General features: G+C 38.6%; 15 protein-coding genes and 1 pseudogene. 14 read left to right on the top strand and 2 right to left on the bottom strand.

Annotation, left to right across the window (positions count from 1 at the left end):
* Nucleotides 1-516: 516 nt before the first annotated feature.
* From rpmH to rsmG, 8 genes are all read left to right on the top strand, one after another.
* Nucleotides 517-651, top strand: a complete 135-nt coding sequence (gene rpmH / locus NQ488_14580; GenBank protein UWN95740.1) for a 50S ribosomal protein L34 — start codon at nucleotides 517-519, stop codon at nucleotides 649-651.
* Nucleotides 652-767: 116 nt separating this feature from the next.
* A complete protein-coding gene (rnpA, locus tag NQ488_14575; protein UWN95739.1) occupies nucleotides 768-1,112 on the top strand; it encodes a ribonuclease P protein component in 345 nt (114 codons plus the stop codon).
* A complete protein-coding gene (gene yidD, locus NQ488_14570; GenBank protein UWN95738.1) occupies nucleotides 1,113-1,328 on the top strand; it encodes a membrane protein insertion efficiency factor YidD in 216 nt (71 codons plus the stop codon). It abuts the gene before it with no gap.
* Between the two features lie 30 nt (nucleotides 1,329-1,358).
* Nucleotides 1,359-2,615, top strand: coding sequence for a YidC/Oxa1 family membrane protein insertase (locus NQ488_14565; GenBank protein UWN95737.1), 1,257 nt, complete (start codon nucleotides 1,359-1,361; stop codon nucleotides 2,613-2,615).
* A gap of 12 nt (nucleotides 2,616-2,627) precedes the next feature.
* The gene (locus NQ488_14560; GenBank protein UWN95736.1) at nucleotides 2,628-3,464 is read left to right on the top strand and encodes a protein jag; all 837 of its coding nucleotides are present in this window, start codon (nucleotides 2,628-2,630) and stop codon (nucleotides 3,462-3,464) included.
* Between the two features lie 110 nt (nucleotides 3,465-3,574).
* On the top strand, nucleotides 3,575-4,954 hold the full coding sequence (gene mnmE, locus NQ488_14555; protein UWN95735.1) for a tRNA uridine-5-carboxymethylaminomethyl(34) synthesis GTPase MnmE: 1,380 nt from the start codon (nucleotides 3,575-3,577) through the stop codon (nucleotides 4,952-4,954).
* Nucleotides 4,955-4,982: 28 nt separating this feature from the next.
* Nucleotides 4,983-6,881 carry a tRNA uridine-5-carboxymethylaminomethyl(34) synthesis enzyme MnmG gene (gene mnmG, locus NQ488_14550; protein ID UWN95734.1) on the top strand — a complete coding sequence of 633 codons (1,899 nt, stop codon included), beginning with the start codon at nucleotides 4,983-4,985 and terminating at the stop codon, nucleotides 6,879-6,881.
* Between the two features lie 116 nt (nucleotides 6,882-6,997).
* Nucleotides 6,998-7,732 (top strand): 16S rRNA (guanine(527)-N(7))-methyltransferase RsmG, encoded by a 735-nt coding sequence (rsmG, locus tag NQ488_14545; protein ID UWN95733.1) that lies wholly within the window; start codon nucleotides 6,998-7,000, stop codon nucleotides 7,730-7,732.
* Between the two features lie 2 nt (nucleotides 7,733-7,734).
* On the opposite strand, the gene NQ488_14540 is transcribed toward rsmG, so the two are convergent.
* Nucleotides 7,735-8,679, bottom strand: coding sequence for an alpha/beta fold hydrolase (locus tag NQ488_14540; GenBank protein ID UWN95732.1), 945 nt, complete (start codon nucleotides 8,677-8,679; stop codon nucleotides 7,735-7,737).
* Between the two features lie 168 nt (nucleotides 8,680-8,847).
* On the opposite strand from NQ488_14540, the gene NQ488_14535 reads away from it, so the two are divergent.
* From NQ488_14535 to serS, 6 genes and pseudogenes are all read left to right on the top strand, one after another.
* On the top strand, nucleotides 8,848-9,855 hold the full coding sequence (locus NQ488_14535) for a histidine kinase (GenBank protein UWN95731.1): 1,008 nt from the start codon (nucleotides 8,848-8,850) through the stop codon (nucleotides 9,853-9,855).
* Complete coding sequence (locus NQ488_14530; GenBank protein ID UWN95730.1) at nucleotides 9,848-10,504, top strand: response regulator transcription factor; 657 nt, start codon at nucleotides 9,848-9,850, stop codon at nucleotides 10,502-10,504. The genes NQ488_14535 and NQ488_14530 overlap by 8 nt, the downstream gene beginning before the upstream one ends.
* 168 nt (nucleotides 10,505-10,672) lie before the next feature.
* Entirely contained in the window at nucleotides 10,673-11,440 is a 768-nt protein-coding gene (locus NQ488_14525) for an AAA family ATPase (GenBank protein ID UWN95729.1), read from the top strand.
* A gap of 55 nt (nucleotides 11,441-11,495) precedes the next feature.
* Nucleotides 11,496-12,491 carry a ParB/RepB/Spo0J family partition protein gene (locus NQ488_14520; protein ID UWN95728.1) on the top strand — a complete coding sequence of 332 codons (996 nt, stop codon included), beginning with the start codon at nucleotides 11,496-11,498 and terminating at the stop codon, nucleotides 12,489-12,491.
* A gap of 28 nt (nucleotides 12,492-12,519) precedes the next feature.
* Nucleotides 12,520-13,017, top strand: a pseudogene (locus NQ488_14515) (DUF4446 family protein).
* 229 nt (nucleotides 13,018-13,246) lie between these two features.
* Nucleotides 13,247-14,530, top strand: coding sequence for a serine--tRNA ligase (serS, locus tag NQ488_14510; GenBank protein UWN95727.1), 1,284 nt, complete (start codon nucleotides 13,247-13,249; stop codon nucleotides 14,528-14,530).
* 200 nt (nucleotides 14,531-14,730) lie between these two features.
* Here the strand turns inward: serS and NQ488_14505 are convergent, their stop codons facing one another.
* Nucleotides 14,731-15,480, bottom strand: coding sequence for an aminoglycoside phosphotransferase family protein (locus NQ488_14505; protein UWN95726.1), 750 nt, complete (start codon nucleotides 15,478-15,480; stop codon nucleotides 14,731-14,733).
* Nucleotides 15,481-15,495: the final 15 nt, after the last annotated feature.

Below are 15,495 nucleotides of genomic sequence, written 5' to 3'. Positions count from 1 at the left end.
AATATATTTATCCTGTCATACAAATTTATCTGGCTAAGTAACTTTCAAAAACAAATGTATTAATATAGGAAGAAACTGCTACAATTTGAATAGAAAATATATACAGCCGATATATAAATACATATTAGCATAAAGCAAGTTCATTTTCAAATATTTTAGTGGAAAAAGCATTTGTCCACATATGTTAATATTTGTATGGAAATAAGCAGAAATTGAGGCATGTGGAAAAGTTCCACACACATTCAACACTGATTAAGCCTTGATTTTACGCGAATTTTGAAAAAATATGTCCTGATATGCACAGTTATCCACAAGTTGTCCACAAATTGTTGATAACTTGTGGATTAATACTATATATTGGTGAATCGCTGTGTAATTGCAGTAAATCGCAAATTTTTCTTGACAAAATGCTGCTTTATGCATAAAATTGAAATGATGTTTTGAAATTTAATTATGATGACTATTTGTACCAATTATATAGAAATTATATTTGGTAGATGAAGGAGGTGTGTAGAAATGAAGATGACATTCCAGCCTAAGAAGAGATCAAGATCAAAGGTTCATGGTTTCAGAGCAAGAATGAGTACTCCGGGCGGCAGAAAGGTATTAGCAGCCAGAAGATTAAAGGGAAGAAAGAAGTTATCAGCTTAAACCTTAGGGCCGCATAACATGTGGCTTTTCAACGTGCGCCGCATGGCGCACGTTTTTTACATGCAGCATTTTTTATTCAGCATTTTTAGATTTTTAACAGGCAGTTGGTACGGAATATGAAGTATAAGAATTTTGAAACATTAAAAAGTAATACGGATTTTAACAGGGTATATGCAGCCAAGAGGTCATATGCCAACAGATTACTTGTCGTCTACATTTTGGAGAATGGAACGGATGCCAACCGTCTGGGGGTATCTGTGAGTAAGAAGGTCGGGAATAGTATCGTCCGACACCGTCTGGCAAGACTCATAAGAGAAAGCTACAGGCTTCATGCAGATGAAGTCATGACTGGCTTTGATATTATAGTAGTGGCCAGAACCGGTTTAAAGAATAAAGATTATTTTGAAACTGAAAGTGCACTTCTGCACTTATTAAAAATGCATAAGCTCATTAACAAATAGATGGTCAGGCGAATTCTAATTAAAGCGATAAAATTTTATCAGAAATATCTGTCTCCGCTTAAGAAGCACAGCTACTGTATATATATACCTACATGCAGTCAGTATGCCGTTCAGGCTCTTGAAAAATATGGAGCCGTTAAGGGGAGTTTTCTTGCTGTAAAGAGAATTTTGCGCTGTAATCCGTTTGCAAAGGGTGGATTCGACCCGCTAAGATAAACAGAATGAGTTAAGCATTATGGAGGATTTATGGCAATACTTACACAGAGCACAACATTTATAATAGGACCGGTAGCTAAGCTTCTTGGTTATATTATGAACTGGCTGTTTTTGGGACTTGATGCAATAGGAATACCTAACATCGGTCTTGCAATCATCATTTTTACATTTGTAACCAAGCTTCTTATGATGCCGCTTACAGTTAAGCAGATGAAGTTCACCAAGCTGTCAACAGTAATGCAGCCGGAGCTTCAGGCAATTCAGAAGAAGTATAAGAATACCAAGGATCAGAACGAGATGCTTAAGATGCAGGAGGAGACAAAGGCTGTATATGCAAAGTATGGCACTTCACCTACAGGCGGATGCGCACAGCTTCTTATACAGTTTCCTATTCTTTTGGCATTGTACAGGATTATTCAGAATATTCCTGCATATGTTCCGAAGATTAAGCTGCTTTTTACTGCAATGCTTTCAAGTGACAACGGAATTATGTCAGTTGCAGGATATCAGGATATCTTAAGCAGCAACTTTACTCAGTTTGCCAATAAGGATCTGACGAATATGAACAGCATTATTGATGTGCTTAATGTATTCTCAACAGATAACTGGAATAAGCTTATTGAGCTTTTTCCTGCACAGGCAGAGCTTATAACGAATAACCTTAATGAGTTCAATCATATGAATTCATTCCTTACTATTAACATGTCACAGAATCCGGGACTTACTTTAGGTCTTCCAATTCTGATACCTATACTTGCAGGTGTTACACAGTATCTCAGTGTAAGAATGATGCAGACACAGAATCCGGCAACCGGCAATAATGAGGACAACCCTGCTGCAGCATCAATGAAGATGATGAATACAGTAATGCCTATTATGTCTGCAGTAATGGCAATATCACTTCCTGCTGGTCTTGGTCTCTACTGGTCAGCAACAGCAGTATTCCAGATTCTTCAGCAGTTCATCATTAACAAGTACTTCGATAAGAAGGGTGTTGATGAGATAGTTAAGGAAAATGTCGATAAGATTAATAAGAAGAGAGCAAAACAGGGTCTTCCGGAGCAGAAGATTACTAATAATGCAAAGATATCTACCAAGTCAATAGCTTCATCACAGGATAAGTTAGAACAGGCCAAGGCTAAGAAAGAAGCCAATGATAAGAAGATTAAGGAGATAATTGATTCTACTGAGTATTATAAGTCTTCATCAGCTAAGCCGGGAAGTCTCTCAGCTAAGGCTAATATGGTGTCTAAGTACAACGAAAAGAATGAGAAGCACAATAAGTAGGAGGAATAAATAATGGCAAATGTTATTGAGATTACCGGTAAGTCGGTAGAAGACGCATTTATGAATGCAATTGTTGAGCTTGAAACAACAAGTGATAACATTGGTTATGATGTAATAGATAAGGGAAGTAACGGAATTCTTGGCTTTGGAAGCCGCCCTGCTAAGATTAAGGCATGGGTTAAGTCTGAAGTTGAGGCAGAGAAGAAGGCAGAGGAAGAAAAGGCTGCTGAAGTTAAGAGTACGGAAGCTGCGGCGCCTGCTGCTAATTCTGATAAGGCGGATGTAACTTCAGATAACAGTGATGAAGTTTTATCTGAGCCACACAAGAAGATGGTAGTTACATGCGATGTTGATAAAGTAATACGTGATTTCCTTGATAATATGTTCAAGGCAATGGATATGGATGTTAATATTGACATTAAGATTAATGAAGAAGAGGGCTGCGTTAATGTAGAACTCGGTGGCGATGAGATGGGACTTCTTATCGGTAAGCGAGGTCAGACACTTGATTCAATACAGTATCTTGTAAGTCTTGTTGTTAATAAAGAGAACGAGAAGTACATGCGTGTCAAGGTTGATACAGAAGATTACCGCAAGAGAAGAAAAGAGACACTAGAATCACTTGCCAAGAATATTGCATATAAGGTTAAGCGTTCTAAGAGACCTGTATCTCTTGAGCCAATGAATCCTTATGAGAGACGTATTATTCATTCAGCACTTCAGAATGATAAGTTCGTAGCAACAAGAAGTGAGGGCGAGGAGCCTTTCAGACATGTAATAGTATATCTTAAGAATGATTACCGTTCAGGTGGACGTGATAATTATAAGAAGGATTACGGCAGAAACTAATTCAGGTCCGGACTTAAGAATCATGTTGGGCATACAGTGTTCGGAGCACTGTATGCCTGTTTTAATATAGGAATATTTTAACCATAATATATAGATGTATGGAGGTGTGTATGTTTATAACAGATACTATAGCAGCCATATCTACAGGAACGATGGGAAGCGGCGGCATAGGAATAATAAGAATAAGCGGAGATGAAGCAATAGAAGTTGCAGACAGACTTTTCAGAGGCGTCTCAGGCAAAAAACTTGCAGACTGTGCAAGCCATACAATACATTATGGGACAATAGTAAAAGATGATAAGGTGCTTGATGAAGTACTTGTCTCAGTCATGAAAGCACCTAATACATACACACGCGAGGACGTAGCAGAGATTAACTGTCACGGTGGAATACTTGTAACAAGGAAAATTCTTGATGCAGTAATAGATGCGGGAGCAAGGCCGGCAGAGCCCGGAGAATTTACCAAGCGAGCATTTCTTAACGGAAGAATCGACTTAACGCAGGCTGAGTCGGTAATTGACATTATCAACTCACAGAATGAGTATGCGCTGTCATCATCGGTAATGCAGCTTCGTGGAAAACTTTCAGAAGAAATTACGCGGATAAGAGAGATAATCCTTGACAATACAGCATTTATCGAGGCTGCGCTTGATGATCCTGAGCACTATACGCTTGACGGATATGGTGATAAGTTAGCTGAAGATGTGGATAAGTGTGTGGATAAGCTAGACTCTTTGTTGAAAACTTCTGATAACGGACGTATTTTAAAGGATGGAATAAGAACTGTAATATTAGGTAAGACCAACGCCGGTAAGTCAAGTCTGCTTAATGCGCTTGCGGGTGAGGACAGGGCAATAGTAACGGATATTGCAGGAACAACAAGAGATACGCTGGAGGAATCCATAAGTCTTGACGGCGTTATTCTTAATCTTACTGATACGGCGGGAATACGTGATACTGAGGATATTGTTGAAAAAATAGGTATAGAGAAGGCAATGAAATGTGCCGGGAACGCTGACCTTATAATATATGTTGCCGATGCAACACGCAATCTGGATGATAATGATAAGAAAATACTTGATTTTGTAAAAGGAAGACATGTTATTGTTCTTCTAAACAAGACAGATGTTGAAAATGTGCTCTCAGTAGAGCAGATGAGAGCACATACTGATTTTCCTGTTCTTGCAATATCCGCAAGGGAGCAGACCGGAATCCGTGAGCTTTCAGATACAATAAGGCAGATGTTTTTTGCCGGACAGATAAGCAGCAACGACCAGATTTACATTACCAATGCAAGACATAAAAATATGTTGAAAGAATCAATAAACAGTCTTAAACTTGTAAAAGAGAGCATTGAGAACGGAATGCCTGAGGACTGTTATACGATTGACCTGCTTAATGCGTATGAGAGTCTTGGCAAGATAATAGGTCAGGCTGTTGAGGATGATCTTGTTAATCAGATATTCAGTAAATTCTGTATGGGAAAATAAAGATATTTATAATAAGAGGAATAACCTAATGAAAAATGTAGAAGAAAGTTATGACGTTGTCGTAGTAGGAGCCGGACATGCCGGATGTGAGGCAGCACTTGCATGTGCACGTCTTGGACTTGAAACAATATGCTTTACGGTAAGTGTTGAGAGTATAGCACTTATGCCTTGTAACCCTAATATAGGCGGAAGTTCAAAGGGACATCTGGTAAGAGAGATTGATGCGCTTGGCGGAGAGATGGGTAAGAATATAGATGCAACATTTATACAGTCCAAGATGCTTAATGCGTCAAAGGGCCCTGCCGTACATTCCTTGCGTGCACAGGCTGATAAGCAGGATTACAGCAGAAGAATGCGTATGGTTATGGAGAATACGGAACATCTTCATATAAGACAGGCTGAAGTGAGTGAGCTTATAGTAAATGACGGCAGAGTGCAGGGTGTTAAGACATACTCGGGAGCTGTGTACCATGCAAAAGCCGTTATACTTTGTACGGGAACATATCTTAAGGCGCGCTGTATATATGGCGATGTAAGCAACTATACAGGACCTAATGGGCTTCAGGCTGCAAATCATCTTACAGAATCCCTTATTGCCAATGGAATAAGTGTAAGAAGATTCAAGACGGGAACTCCAGCAAGAGTTGATAAGCGTTCTATTGATTTTTCAAAGATGGCAGAGCAGAAGGGTGATGACAAAATTGTTCCGTTTTCATTTACAACCAATCCTGACGATATTCAGAAAGAGCAGGTATCATGCTGGCTGACATATACTAACGAGAAGACACATGAGATTATAAGAGCCAATCTTGACAGGTCACCTCTTTATTCAGGTGTAATACACGGAACCGGCCCGAGATACTGCCCTTCAATTGAAGATAAGGTCGTAAGATTCGCTGATAAAGAAAGACATCAGGTATTTATCGAGCCTGAGGGCAATTATACTAACGAGATGTATCTTGGAGGAATGTCAAGTTCGCTTCCTGAAGATGTGCAGTATGAGATGTACCGTACAGTTCCGGGACTTGAAAATGTCCGCATCGTGCGTAATGCATATGCAATAGAATATGACTGTATAGATCCTGTACAGCTTAAGCTTTCACTTGAATTCAAGAATATAGAAGGTCTGTTTGCAGGCGGACAGTTCAACGGAAGCTCAGGCTATGAGGAGGCTGCGTCACAGGGAATCATCGCGGGGATTAATGCAGCGATGAAGGTACTTGGCAAGTCACCGCTTATACTGAAGCGTTCGGAAAGCTACATAGGGGTTCTTATTGATGACCTTGTAACAAAGGAGAATACAGAGCCTTACAGAATGATGACTTCAAGGGCTGAATACAGGCTTCTTCTGCGTCAGGATAATGCAGACTTAAGGCTTACACATTATGGCTATGAGATAGGTCTTATTGACGAGAAGAGAATGAATTACGTTAAGTATAAGGAAAAGGCAATAAACGAAGAAATAGAAAGACTTAACAATACGTTTGTCGGGACATCACAGAATGTGCAGGAACTTCTTGAGCGCAGGAACAGCACGCTTCTTACTAACGGAGTAACACTTGCTGACCTTGTGAGAAGACCTGAGCTTTCATATGACGACATTGAACCGATTGATAAGGACAGACCTGAACTTAGCGAAGATATCAGAGAACAGGTTAATATTAATATAAAGTATGCCGGATACATTGAGCGTCAGCGCAGGCAGGTAGAGCATTTTAAGAAGCTCGAGAATAAGAAAATTCCGTCTGATATAGATTATAAGGCAATAAGCGGTCTAAGAAGCGAAGCAGTACAGAAGCTTGATAAGTTCAGACCGCTCAATGTAGGACAGGCACAGAGAATATCGGGAGTATCGCCGGCAGATATCTCAGTATTGCTTGTGTATATGGATAGTGTGAGAAGTGTGAAAAATCAGCCTGATGCCTGATTTTTTACACAGCTATTTGTGCCGCAGGTACCACAAATAGCATCTGTCGCAGAGCCAAATCTGACGTTTGGCCCGCAATTCATCCGGCACTTTGTGCCTGCGGAATGGAGATTAGTATGAATTTTACGGATGCTCTTAATGAAATTAATGTAGAGCTTGATGATTCTATGGAGGAAGCACTTCAGAAGTATTATGAGCTTCTTGTGGAATGGAATAAGGTTATGAATCTTACGGCAATTACTGAAAAGGATGATGTGTATGTTAAACATTTTCTTGACAGTCTTGCTGTTAAGACAGTATTTGATGATAAAGAATATGCAAAGATGCTTCCGGACACCAATACTGCGATTAAGGTTATTGATATCGGTACCGGTGCGGGATTCCCGGGAATTCCGCTTAAGATAGCATTTCCTAGTGTAAAGGTTACTCTTCTTGATTCACTTAACAAGAGAATTAAGTTCCTTAATGAGGTTATATCAACTGTGGGACTTAATGATATAGAAGCAATTCATGGAAGAGCAGAGGACTATGCAAGAGAGCCTGATTACAGGGAGAGTTATGATCTGTGCGTGTCCAGGGCAGTTGCCACTCTTTCAACTCTTGCAGAATATTGTCTGCCGTATGTTAAAACAGGAGGATATTTTATCTCCTACAAATCAGGCGATATTGATGATGAACTTAAGACTGCAACTCATGCGCTTAAGCTTCTCGGTGCAAAGACAATAGGTGTTAAGAAGCTCACACTTCCGGGTACAGATATAGAGCGTTCTTTTGTTATAATCAAAAAAATGGCTCACACAGATAAGAAGTATCCTCGCAAAGCAGGACTTCCATCAAGTAAGCCATTGTAAATTTATAAAAATATTCTGAGCTGATTGATAAAGCGCGCCGGACGTTCAAGCTGCGGCAGATGTCTGGAGCGCGGTATCACAGCACTTTCTATGACCGGATTGGTCTCTATGTACTCTTCGATTGTATGTTCCATATTAACTGCATTATCCCCGGCAATTATAAAGATACTGTTATTGATTGCTGCAAGAGCTTTATTTATATTGACAGATGTGTAATGACATCTTGTACTTGCATAAAGGTGTCTCGCACCAAATCCGCCAAGATGGGCTGTCTCATGGAGTGCATTAATAACAGAAGCAGAGGCTTTGCTGTAGAAAAGCCTGTTCTGGCAAAGTTCAGTTATTGCATTCTTTGAAACTGACATATTATAAATAGAATTGCCTATTATGGCTGTGTTAAGCAGTTTCCTGAATATGTTCATTCTTTTACCGGGAATTTGTGAACAACTTTCAAAATTCTCCGGATTAATGAGGATAAGTTTGTTGAAAAGAGTATCATTATTATGGCACGCCATTATTACAATAGGTGCACTGTCACCGGTTACAATTACATCAGTTCGTCTGCCGATAACATTTTTAATGAAATCTTCAATAAGCTGCACATACAGATATGCTGTATAAGTAATCGATGGCTTGGATGAATAGCCGCAGCCGATAAGGTCTATGGCATATACGGTATGATCTTTGGCAAGTTCATCAAAGACTTTGTTCCATTCGTAGGCTCCTGATACCGGTGTAAGGTCATGAATCAGAAGAAGAGGTGTTCCGCTTCCTTTTACACGATATGATATATCACCAAATCTCCAGTTGTATATCTGTCTGTCATTAGTCTGTGTAACTTCAAAAGATACTGAGGTTGAGAATATTACACGGTTAATAAGATATGTTATAAATGCTGCACTTCCGGTTATTCCTGCAGCAATGCCAAATTTGTGCCACTTATTCATTATATCTCCATTCCTAAATAAATATATACATTATTTGCTTTATCTATTATTATAATATATGGGAGTAAGAATAAAAAGCTTTAAATTTGCACAAAAATGCGATATAATATATAAAATATGTAAGTATATGAGCGGATTATTACAGATTTAATGAATATGGGGATATCTATGAATAAGATAAAGGAATTCCTTACTACCGAAAAGAACAATCTGAAAGTAGAAAGAAAAGAAAAAGAAAGCAACATATACAGATGTGAACTCAATATCGCATCTATTGATGATGCAATCAAAAAGCTTGAACTACAGGTTGATAATACTATTAATGTCTTTAAGCCGGCAGATAAGAATGAATCTGATGAGATGCGTGAGATAAGGTTACTTAAAGAGCGAAGAGATAGCCTGCAAAAAGACATTGATGTTATGAAAAAAAGAGTTGTAATCATTGATAACAGACTTGATAAGATTGGTGAAGTTGATAAAGAAGTTCCTTTATATGATGTAAACGGATATAAGATGCTTTCAATCAGAGAGAGTGAACGTCAGAGAATAGCGCGCGACATACATGATTCTGTTGTTCAGAAGATGACTGCACTTATTCACAAGTCTGAATTTGTTCAGATGGTAATGGATTCCGATTCGCAACGTGCAAAGCTTGAACTTGAAGTTATTAATAAGACTATGAGAGAGTGCATCGATGAACTTCGTGATATTATCTATGATTTGCGGCCAATGGCACTTGATGATGTAGGCTTTAAGACAACGTTAAGCAGATATATTAATCAGTGTGAATCACAGACAGATATGAATATTACTATAGATATGGAAGACCTTGATGAAAGCTTTGTTGATGATGTAATCGGATTGTCGGTATTTAGAATAATACAGGAACTGACAAGTAACTCGATAAAGTATTCCGAAGGCAATAATATTAATATATCTGTTTCTTCAGATAATAATGAGATTGTTATTAATCACAAAGATGATGGTAAAGGCTATGATGATGATGCCGTCAACAGAGATAACCGGGAAAAGCATAATTCGGGATTCGGACTCGCAATTATAAAAGAACGTGTTAAACTTCTCAACGGAGTAATTGACTGCAGTCATGACAGTGGAACATGCAATATAATCAGAATACCATGTGTCTCACATACGGAGGAAGAAAGTAATGAATGATAACAAACCAATTCGAATACTTATTGCTGATGATCATGCAATGATTCGTGAGGGTCTCAAACAGATACTTGAACTTGAAGGCGATATTGAGATTGTAGGTGAGGCAAGTGACGGATATGAATGTCTTAATCTTATAAACAAGCTTAATCCGGAAATAGTTCTTCTCGATATCAATATGCCTAATCTGGATGGTATACAGGTACTTAATATTATGAAACAGCAACAGCTTACTAATAAGGTAATAGTTCTTACTATTCACAAAGAAATTGATTATCTTATTAAGGTGTTTGATATAGGCTGTGACGGATATGTACTTAAAGATTCGGATTCGGCAACTTTACGCAAGGCAATTACAGCAGTTCATATGGGAGAAGGATATGTTGAACCTTCACTTACACCATTGCTTAATTCAAGCCTTGTTGAGCGTGATATAATGACAGGTAAGGTTAATGATCTTACTAAGAGAGAACTTCAGGTACTTAAGCTTATTGCTAACGGTATGTTTAATAGAGAGATAGCAGTGCAGCTTAAGATAAGTGAGCGTACTGTTAAGAATCATATATCTAATATATTCCGTAAGATTAATGTATCGGACAGAACGCAGGCTGCGGTATTTGCAATTAAGAATAAGATAGTGGATATTAAATGATAATTGAGACAGGTCTTTTAAAATGTTTCATGTGAAAATGTTTCACGTGAAACATTTTTTGTTTTTGTAATTAGTATAAGTGTTGAGTATGCAGCAAAATTGTGCTATTATTAAAAATGCAGGTTGTGTTGTGGTGCATTCACAAAACATGCACAGAAATGAGGAAATATGGGAAGAATAATTGCAATTGCCAACCAAAAGGGTGGCGTTGGAAAATCAACAACAGCAATAAATCTTGCGGCATGTCTTGCAGAAAAGGAACAGAAGGTTCTTATAGTGGATATTGATCCACAGGGGAATGCAACAAGTGGTCTGGGAGTATCAAAAGATGATGTTGAGAACACCATTTATCAGGTTATGCTTGGCACTATAAGTGCTGATGATGCAATACAAAAAGATGTATTTGATAATCTTGATGTACTTCCTTCTAATGTCAATCTTGCAGGAGCAGAGATTGAACTGATTGATGTAGAAAACAGAGAATATATTTTAAAGAATATTCTCTATGATATTAAGGATAGATATGATTATATAGTGCTTGATTGTCCACCATCACTCAGTATGCTTACGGTTAATGCAATGACGGCGGCTGATACTGTACTTGTACCTATACAGTGTGAATATTATGCACTTGAGGGACTTACACAGCTTATACATACAATTAATCTTGTAAAACGTAAGCTGAATCCTGAACTTGAACTTGAGGGAGTTGTGTTCACAATGTATGATGCAAGAACTAATCTTTCACTTCAGGTGGTTGAGAATGTCAAAGAGAATCTTGGACAGAATATATATAAGACGATTATACCAAGAAATGTAAGACTTGCAGAGGCACCAAGCCATGGACTTCCTATTAATATATATGACTCCAAATCAGCAGGAGCAGAAAGCTACCGATTACTGGCAGAAGAGGTCATGAATCAGAATTTTGGTTAATGCAATATTGCAGTATTAGTATGACAATATTTAAGTAGAAATGGAGAACATAGCAATGGCGTCAGCAAAAAACAGTAAAAGCTCAGCAAAAACTGTAACTAAGGGAACACCAAAGACAACACCGAAGCCTGCAGTTAAGCCGGCAGCCAAGAGTAAGGGACTTGGAAAAGGAATCGGCAAGGGAATAGGAGCTCTTATAGCTGAAGATGTAGAAGACAAGAACGAAAAGGTAGTTGTAAAAGAAGTAATTAAAGAGGTGAAAGTCCCGGCTGATACGAAGCTGAGAATTTCTGAGATAGAACCTAATAGAGAACAGCCTAGGAAAGCATTTGATGAAGATGCTCTTATAGAACTTGCTGAATCTATTAAACAATATGGAATACTTCAGCCTCTTCTTGTACAGAAGAAAGACGGATATTATGAGATAATAGCCGGTGAAAGAAGATGGAGAGCTGCTAAGATTGCGGGAGTTAAAGAAGTACCTGTAATTATTAAAGACTATTCGTCACAGGAGGTTATGGAGATAGCGCTTATAGAGAATATACAGCGTGAAGATCTTAACCCTATTGAAGAGGCAAAGGCCTATCAGCATCTTATAAATGAATATAAGCTTAAGCAGGATGATGTTGCAGAAAGAGTATCAAAGAGCCGTGCAGCTATTGCTAATTCGATGAGATTACTGAAACTTGATGAGAGAGTTCAGCAGATGGTTATGGATAACATGATAAGCAACGGACATGCCAGAGCACTTCTTGCTATATCAGACGGTGATAAGCAGTATATGATTGCACAGCAGATATTTGATGAGAAGCTCAGCGTCAGGGAAACCGAAAAACTTATGAAGCTTCTTGATAAAAAGAAGGAAGCACCAAAGGAAAAAGACGTTGCAAGAGAACTTATATATCATGAACTTGAAGAAAAGGTAAAGTCTGTACTTGGAACTAAGGTTTCGATACACAACAGAAAAAATAATAAGGGTAAGATTGAAATTGAGTACTATTCACAGGATGAACTTGAGCGTATAATGGATATGCTTCAGTCAATTAAGTAAATCAGGTGGATAAAGATTGGAGCATACAATGGTTAACTTTTTTGGATTATTTTCGGTTGACATGCAGTATGTTATAATAGCAGTATTAGTGATGGGGATAATATCAATAGTATCACTTATTCTTGCAATTGTAGCAATCTGCAAGATGGGACACACTAGGAAAAAGTATGAGAATTTTATGGAAGGCAAAGATGCCAGGTCACTTGAACCTCTGCTAAAAGAAAGATTTAAAGAAATAGAGGATCTCAAGAGGATAAATGCCAAGAATGTGAAGAATATCAAGTTCCTGCTTGATAAGATTCACTATTCATACCAGAAGGTTGGAATTGTAAAGTACGATGCATTTCATGAGATGGGCGGCAAACTCAGCTTTGCACTTACAATGCTTGATAATAAGAATAATGGATTTATCATTAATTCAATGCACAGCAGAGAGGGCTGCTACATGTATATCAAGGAGATAGTTGCAGGCGAGTCATATATTGAGCTTGGCGAAGAAGAAGCTGAAAGTCTTGAAAAGGCGATTGCCGGACCACTTGGCGATACAGATCTCGGTCATATGAATGAGGTTATTAATAATACAGTAGATATTAATGAACTGGATGAGGCATTGGACGCACTTGGCCTTGATGATACAGAATTAGCAGAAGCTGAGGCTGCAGCGGCAAAGGAACAGCAGGAACAAGAACAGCAGAATTAATAACAAATGTTTCACGTGAAACATTTTAATAAAATCTTTACGGAGGACATAAAGAATGTTAGATTTAAAATTTGTCAGAGAGAATCCAGAAGTAGTAAAGCAGAACATCAGAAATAAGTTTCAGGATCAGAAACTTCCATTGGTTGATGAGGTTATAGCACTTGACGAGCAGGCAAGAGCAACTCAGAAGGAAGCAGATGAGATTAGAAGCAGCCGTAATAAGATATCAAAGCAGATTGGTATGCTTATGGGACAGGGCAAGAAAGAAGAAGCTGAGGAACTTAAGGCACAGGTAGCTAAGAATGCTGAGCGCCTTACAGAGCTTGAAGCAAGGGAAGCAGAACTCAACGAAAAGGTAACTAAGATAATGATGACAATTCCTAACATCATTGATCCCAGTGTTCCTATCGGTAAGGACGATTCAGAAAATGTAGAGATAGAGAAGTTTGGTGATCCATTTGTACCTGATTTTGAGATACCGTATCACACAGATATTATGGAAAAGCTTCACGGCATAGACCTTGATTCTGCAAGAAAGGTTGCAGGTAATGGATTCTATTATCTCATGGGAGATATCGCAAGACTTCATTCAGCTGTAATCTCATATGCAAGAGACTTTATGATTGACAGAGGCTTCACATATTGTGTACCTCCATTTATGATAAGAAGTAATGTAGTTACAGGTGTTATGAGTTTCGCAGAGATGGATGCCATGATGTATAAGATTGAGGGTGAAGATTTGTATCTTATCGGTACGAGTGAGCATTCAATGATTGGTAAGTTTATCGATACGATTACGCCTGAGGCAGAACTTCCTAAGACACTTACAAGTTATTCACCATGTTTCCGTAAGGAGAAGGGTGCGCACGGAATCGAGGAGAGAGGCGTGTACAGAATTCACCAGTTTGAGAAGCAGGAAATGATTGTTGTATGTAAGCCTGAAGACAGCAATATGTGGTATGACAAGCTGTGGCAGAACACAGTAGATCTCTTCAGATCACTTGATATTCCTGTAAGAACACTTAACTGCTGTTCAGGAGATCTTGCAGATCTTAAGGTTAAGTCACTTGATGTAGAGGCATGGTCACCAAGACAGAAGAAGTACTTTGAGGTGGGCAGCTGCTCTAACTTAGGAGATGCACAGGCAAGACGTCTTAAGATTCGTGTAAATGGCGAGGATGGCAAGAAGTATTTTGCACATACACTTAACAACACAGTTGTTGCACCACCAAGAATGCTTATTGCATTCCTTGAGAATAATCTTAATGAAGATGGAAGTGTCCGTATTCCTAAGGTTCTTCAGCCATACATGGGTGGTAAGACAGTTATAGAACCATAACAGTAAACAGTAGAACGGCAGAATAATAGTAGAATTATTATATGATGTCGGGGGCAAAAGCCCCCGACTTTGATACCTTTTAACCCTGGTATCATTATATTAATTATATAACACAAAATCCGCAGGCAATCATAATCAATGTCGCCTGCGGATTTTTATTCTTGTGTTATGAACTTTGTTTAAATATTTATATTGAATACTTATTCAAAGTTAACAACATCTATCCACTTCGTAAGGAGTTCTTTCTCTTCAGGACGTTTCTTGTCAAGCTGTGCAGCAGCGACGATAGGAAGCCAGTTCTGAACATAATTTTTGGCAGTTCCGGACTTGGCACAGAAGATATCGAGATATCTGTCTGCAACAGCTATATCGTTGAGAGCAAGCAGAAGATAAGTTCTTGCCACATCAGCACTTGCATTGCCCTGTGTTGCATGTACCCAGTCTACGGCAACAAGCTTGCCGGACTTGGTAACAATGATATTCTCAGGAGAAAAGTCGCCGTGGCAAAGCTTTGAATGTTCATGCATTCCGTTAAGCCTTGTGAGAATCTCATATTTTTTGGTAGAATCTATGCAGTCAAGATCGTTAATCTGTCTTATGAGCTTATCCTTAAGTCTTATCATAAGAGGATTACGCTTGCTGTGGATAGAAAGCTGAAGATCAACCATCTGCTGTAGATAAGTATCCATCTTCTTAGGATGAGCTTTCATTAACTCAGCAAGAGTACTGCCTTCGACATATTCACTTGTAATGCACCACTGTCCGTCGATAACATCAACAGAGAGAAGCTTAGGTACATCAGCTTTGGCGTCCTCTACACGCGAAGTATTGAGTGCTTCATAGAGAACATCTGACTTGTTGTATTTTTTATCAAATACTTTAATGGCTTTGCCGTCTTTAAGATAGACGCTTTTTAATTTTCCTTTGGAAATGCAATTGTCAAACTTCATTGATATCCCCTCCTT

This window comes from [Bacteroides] pectinophilus (assembly GCA_025146925.1).
Classification (GTDB): Bacteria; Bacillota; Clostridia; order Lachnospirales; family Lachnospiraceae; genus Bacteroides_F; species Bacteroides_F pectinophilus.
This window is presented reverse-complemented; position numbering and strand designations above follow the sequence as displayed.

What these genes read in the sequence shown, in the direction of transcription:
- NQ488_14520 (UWN95728.1), top strand. Translation starts at nt 11,496, where the DNA reads ATGGCGTCAGCAAAAAACAGTAAAAGCTCAGCAAAAACTGTAACTAAG.
- yidD (UWN95738.1), top strand. Translation starts at nt 1,113, where the DNA reads ATGGTCAGGCGAATTCTAATTAAAGCGATAAAATTTTATCAGAAATAT.
- mnmG (UWN95734.1), top strand. Translation starts at nt 4,983, where the DNA reads ATGAAAAATGTAGAAGAAAGTTATGACGTTGTCGTAGTAGGAGCCGGA.
- NQ488_14525 (UWN95729.1), top strand. Translation starts at nt 10,673, where the DNA reads ATGGGAAGAATAATTGCAATTGCCAACCAAAAGGGTGGCGTTGGAAAA.
- serS (UWN95727.1), top strand. Translation starts at nt 13,247, where the DNA reads ATGTTAGATTTAAAATTTGTCAGAGAGAATCCAGAAGTAGTAAAGCAG.
- NQ488_14530 (UWN95730.1), top strand. Translation starts at nt 9,848, where the DNA reads ATGAATGATAACAAACCAATTCGAATACTTATTGCTGATGATCATGCA.
- NQ488_14565 (UWN95737.1), top strand. Translation starts at nt 1,359, where the DNA reads ATGGCAATACTTACACAGAGCACAACATTTATAATAGGACCGGTAGCT.
- rsmG (UWN95733.1), top strand. Translation starts at nt 6,998, where the DNA reads ATGAATTTTACGGATGCTCTTAATGAAATTAATGTAGAGCTTGATGAT.
- NQ488_14560 (UWN95736.1), top strand. Translation starts at nt 2,628, where the DNA reads ATGGCAAATGTTATTGAGATTACCGGTAAGTCGGTAGAAGACGCATTT.
- NQ488_14505 (UWN95726.1), bottom strand. Translation starts at nt 15,480, where the DNA reads ATGAAGTTTGACAATTGCATTTCCAAAGGAAAATTAAAAAGCGTCTAT.
- NQ488_14535 (UWN95731.1), top strand. Translation starts at nt 8,848, where the DNA reads ATGAATAAGATAAAGGAATTCCTTACTACCGAAAAGAACAATCTGAAA.
- NQ488_14540 (UWN95732.1), bottom strand. Translation starts at nt 8,679, where the DNA reads ATGAATAAGTGGCACAAATTTGGCATTGCTGCAGGAATAACCGGAAGT.
- mnmE (UWN95735.1), top strand. Translation starts at nt 3,575, where the DNA reads ATGTTTATAACAGATACTATAGCAGCCATATCTACAGGAACGATGGGA.
- rnpA (UWN95739.1), top strand. Translation starts at nt 768, where the DNA reads ATGAAGTATAAGAATTTTGAAACATTAAAAAGTAATACGGATTTTAAC.
- rpmH (UWN95740.1), top strand. Translation starts at nt 517, where the DNA reads ATGAAGATGACATTCCAGCCTAAGAAGAGATCAAGATCAAAGGTTCAT.